Origin of the sequence: Methanobrevibacter sp. (assembly GCF_045586545.1) — an archaeon.
GTDB lineage: Archaea > Methanobacteriota > Methanobacteria > Methanobacteriales > Methanobacteriaceae > Methanocatella.
The window spans coordinates 1-4,541 of the sequence record NZ_JAZNAN010000088.1; the positions used below are offsets into that span (position 1 = coordinate 1).

Genomic DNA, 4,541 nt, shown 5'->3' on the forward strand with positions numbered 1-4,541 from the left:
TTTAAGCATTGCTTCAATTAGTATATCGACATTTGCTCCTTGTTGAGCAGATACAGGTATTATTAAAGCATCTTCAGCACAAGTACCTTTAACAAATTCTTTAATTTCATTATAACTTTCAATAGCTCTTTCTTTTGAAACAATATCAATTTTGTTTTGAACTACTATTACATCTTTGACACCAATAACATCAAGTGCCATAAGATGCTCTTTAGTTTGTGGTTGTAAACAAGTTTCATTTGCAGCAATGACTAATACTGCACCATCCATAATTGCAGCACCAGATAACATAGTTGCCATAAGAGTTTCGTGACCTGGAGCATCAACAAAAGATACTTTCCTAATTAATTCAGTTTCACTCCCACAGATTTCACATTTTTCAGAAGTAGTATAACACTCAGGCTCGCCGCATTTAGGGCATTTCCTAAATTCAATATCAGCATAACCTAAACGGATTGAAATACCTCTTTTTGTTTCTTCACTGTGAGTATCAGTCCATACTCCGGACAATGCTTTGGTAAGAGTAGTCTTACCGTGGTCTACGTGACCAACTAAACCTATGTTAACATCTGACTGTACGTTCACAGATAACCACCTTTTTTTATAATTTTGAATTCAACTAAAAGTTAAATAAGAAAAATAGTAAAACTATTCTTCCTCTTCTTCATCAGCACCAATAATTTCAGCTATTGATTTGCTTCCAGCTTTAGTAACTACAGTGTTGATTTGTACAATATCTTCAGCGATAGTGTTTCCTCTAACAGTTTTTCTTCTTTTAACACCATCAGCTTTAGGATGGTAACCAATACCACCAGTTAATAAACTTTTGATTCTTCTGGTACCGGAAACATCTTTTTTCATGGTAAAACCATTTTTGTCGCTACCACCGGTAATTTTTAAAGTGTAACCGTCTAAACCAACAAGTCCACCATCAAATTCCTCACCGATGACTAAACCATTAAGCGCTTTTGTTTCTTCAACTTCAATTTGATGAGTTTCAGCTTTTTGAGACACAACAACTTTGAATGCCATGGTATTCCTCCATATATTATTAATATAAACAAAATTTATTATTCAAATAAACCAAATTTACCCCAATCTGGATCCTTTTTACGTTTAATTTCTAAGAATTCATAAAGAGTTTCGAATTCATCTTCAGTTAACTTGTCTTTAAATTCCCTTTCAATAAACTTATAATGCTTTTCAGGAACATCGACAAATAATTCGTCCCCTTCTTCGAAATGTTTTCCAACGACAGCATCCTTAATAGCCATAGCTACCCTTTGACCTCTGGAAATATCAGGCAATGTTTCGCCCTTATCCTCCATACTGGCTATTACTCCAACGTATTCACCATTTTTATTAATCAAGGTCTGACCTTGTTTAATGGTTCCGCTAATGGATTCAATACCAATAATGGCAGGTTTGCTTTGGCGGAAAACCAATTTTGGTAAAGCCATGAATTTTGCAGGTTTAATAATGGCATTATAGAATGCTTTTTTCTTAGCTTTTTCAATTTCGTCAATCCAATCCTCATAATCTTCAATGATTTGATAGATTACATCACCTTTGAAGAGCTTAATATCGGAATTCTTTAAATCTTCAACGGAATTAGGGTGAACATCAACATTGAAAGCGATAATCGCTCCATGTGTATCATTTTCATTTAAAGCAATGGATGAATTGATTATATCTCTACGGTTTACATCACCAATAGATGCTTCACGAATAGGGATATCTATTTCACTTAACAATTGAATAACAGCTTCAAGAGAACCTAATGTATCTGCTTTAACCAATACTCCTTCATCTTCAGTATTAATTGTAATATCCTCAATTTCCTTCAGGAGTTCAGCTTCAACATCTTCATCTTCGCTTAATACCCTAAGCGGGGAGCCGGAAACAACATCATCTAAATTAGGTGCAGCAATCTTAATACCTGCAGCTGCAACAACTTCATCGAACTTTTGGAATTTCTTTTTAGAATCTCTCATTTCCTCAAGCGGAAGAGGTCTTAAAATAGACCTGATTTTGGTTGTTAAAACTTCATTTGAAGAAGTCATCAAAGCAATTTCATCATTAGTTCGTAAAACACCATCATAAATAATACTATCAATTGTAAGACCTAAACCCACTTCTTCTTTAATCTCTAAAACAGTACCTTTAGCAGGTGCATCTTCGTTAATTTCCAGTTGTTCGGTTAAATATTCCTGAGCAAGTCCAAGCAACATTGCTAAAACTTCAATAATACCTTCACCAGACTTAGCACTAATTGGAATAATACTTATCTGTGAAGAGAAGTCGCTAATTCTATCAAATCTTTCAGATTGGAAGCCTTCTTTGTGAAGAGTACCAACAAGTTCATAGACTTTTGTGTCCAAATTTTGTTTGACACTTTGAGCTTGCTGATTAAAGGATTCACTGAAGGAAGCTCCTTCATGAGTTTCCCATCCAAATAACATGTCAATCTTATTAGCAACTACAATAAATGGAGTTTTATACATTTTAAGAATATTTAATGCTTCATATGTCTGTGGCATGAAGCCATCATTAATATCAACGATTAAAACTGCTAAATCTGCTAACGCTCCACCACGTTTTCTCAAACTAGTGAAAGCAGCATGTCCTGGAGTATCAATAAAGAATAAACCTGGAATTAAATCTTTGATAGTTAATCTTGATATAAAATTTCCACAGATTTCTTCAATAGTATCATTTGGGATTTCAGTAGCACCAATATGTTGTGTAATACCACCGGCTTCCTTATCTGCGATAGTACTGCCTCTAATATAATCTAACAATGTAGTTTTTCCATGGTCTACATGCCCTAAAACTGATACAATCGGGGATCTGATTTTCATAATATCTTCTTTGATAATAAATTTCTAAAATTTAAATTTATTCATAAATTAAATTGTTATCGACTATTTCATAATCGCAAATTTCGTCTTCATTAAAGAAAAGGCCAATTTCTCTTTCTGCAGATTCAGGAGCATCTGAAGCATGAATAATGTTTCTACCTGTTTCCATACCAAAGTCTCCTCTGATAGTTCCAAGATCCGCTTCTAAAGGATTGGTTGCACCAACAATTTTCCTAATAGTAGTGATAGCTTCTTCTCCTTGAATTACCATAGCAAGGCATGGTGAAGAAGTAATGTATTCAACTAAACTTGGGAAAAATGGCTTTTCAGCATGTTCTCCATAATGAGTTTTTGCTAAATCTTCATCGATTTGAATTAATTTACAAGCAACGATTTGAAGACCTTTATCTTCAAAACGAGCTAAAATTCTACCCATAAGACGTCTTTGAACAGCGTCTGGTTTCATCATAACAAAACTTTTTTGAATCATTCTTTAACCCATTTAACTTTTCTTGGAACTCTTCCGAGTTTAATCATATTCTTTTCACATTTGCTGCTACAAAAGAAATAAATTGAACCGTCTTTTTTGACGTACATCTTTCCTGTACCTTCTTCTATTTCTTTATGACAGAATGAACAAGTTCTCATGTTCTTACACCTTCTTAAGGAGTTCTAATTTCCTTAGCTTCTCTAATTGTATCAAGTAACATTAAAATGTCGCCTTCTCTAACAGGACCCATAATGTTTCTTGTTAAAATTCTTCCTTTATCTCTACCATCGAGGATTCTGCATTTAATTTGCATTACCTCACCAGTCATACCAGTTCTTTTTAAAACTTCAATGACTTCAGCAGGAGTACCTTCTTCCATATAAATCACCGTTAATCATTAAAAGAATTTATCTATTCTTTTAATTCAGCAACTTTTTCAGCAATTTCAGCAACAGCAGCTTCAGCGTCACCAGCGTCTACAATACATGCAGATGCAGTTCCAACAGTTAAACCAGCAGCTCCACCAACTTGTTCTTTGGTAGGTAAATATACGTAAGGAATTTCTTTTTCATCAGCTAAAACAGGAATGTGTGCAACGATTTCAGCAGGATCAACATCTTCTGCGATAACAACTAATGCTGCATCTCCTCTTTCGATGAATTTGGTTACTTCGTTAGTACCTTTTGCTACTTTACCAGTAGCTTGTGCGGTTTCTAATGCTTCTTCAGCTTGTTTAGCTAATTCTTCAGGTGTGTCAAATTTTACATAAATGTTTGCCATATTATATACCTCCTTTTTCATCTGGCTATGCCATCCATCGGCAGATATTATAATTCTTTTAGAATCATAATATAATGTAATTATACCGCCGTTTCGCAAAGACACAAAAAAATATCTGTAACCATTTTGTAAATTCGGAGCAGAAATCTGCACATTTTGCACTTTTTTCGAAAAACTGCGGACAATAAGGAAAAAAGTACCGGAAGAATACGCAGACAAACACGGATAAAACAAACACAATGGGACAAAATATACAACAATAACCCGTAAAAACGGGCACAGGAATGTAAAAAATGCAGAAAAGAAAAAAATAGCAAAAAAAACTTGACAAATGCAGATATATCTGTTATAATATTTAAGCGTTGTGGGCGAAAGCCTAAGAAATGGCGGAATAGCTCAGCTGGCTAGAG

The 4,541-nt window shown here is 34.3% G+C and carries 7 protein-coding genes; all 7 read right to left on the reverse strand.

Translation table 11 applies throughout. From position 1 onward, the window contains the following. A partial coding sequence (locus ACKI3D_RS06850) for a translation initiation factor IF-2 subunit gamma (protein WP_407393184.1) occupies positions 1–585 on the reverse strand: 585 nt, incomplete at its 3' end. Positions 586–648: 63 nt separating this feature from the next. Continuing rightward, positions 649–1,032 carry a 30S ribosomal protein S6e gene (locus ACKI3D_RS06855; protein WP_407393185.1) on the reverse strand — a complete coding sequence of 128 codons (384 nt, stop codon included), beginning with the start codon at positions 1,030–1,032 and terminating at the stop codon, positions 649–651. A gap of 38 nt (positions 1,033–1,070) precedes the next feature. Then, positions 1,071–2,861, reverse strand: a complete 1,791-nt coding sequence (infB, locus tag ACKI3D_RS06860; protein ID WP_407393187.1) for a translation initiation factor IF-2 — start codon at positions 2,859–2,861, stop codon at positions 1,071–1,073. A gap of 37 nt (positions 2,862–2,898) precedes the next feature. Further along, positions 2,899–3,351, reverse strand: coding sequence for a nucleoside-diphosphate kinase (gene ndk / locus ACKI3D_RS06865; RefSeq protein WP_407393189.1), 453 nt, complete (start codon positions 3,349–3,351; stop codon positions 2,899–2,901). Then, entirely contained in the window at positions 3,348–3,509 is a 162-nt protein-coding gene (locus ACKI3D_RS06870) for a 50S ribosomal protein L24e (RefSeq protein WP_295594697.1), read from the reverse strand. The genes ndk and ACKI3D_RS06870 overlap by 4 nt, the downstream gene beginning before the upstream one ends. Before the next feature lie 14 nt (positions 3,510–3,523). Beyond that, the gene (locus ACKI3D_RS06875) at positions 3,524–3,730 is read right to left on the reverse strand and encodes a 30S ribosomal protein S28e (protein ID WP_042692817.1); all 207 of its coding nucleotides are present in this window, start codon (positions 3,728–3,730) and stop codon (positions 3,524–3,526) included. A gap of 32 nt (positions 3,731–3,762) precedes the next feature. Then, on the reverse strand, positions 3,763–4,131 hold the full coding sequence (gene rpl7ae, locus ACKI3D_RS06880; RefSeq protein ID WP_406533986.1) for a 50S ribosomal protein L7Ae: 369 nt from the start codon (positions 4,129–4,131) through the stop codon (positions 3,763–3,765). Positions 4,132–4,541: the final 410 nt, after the last annotated feature.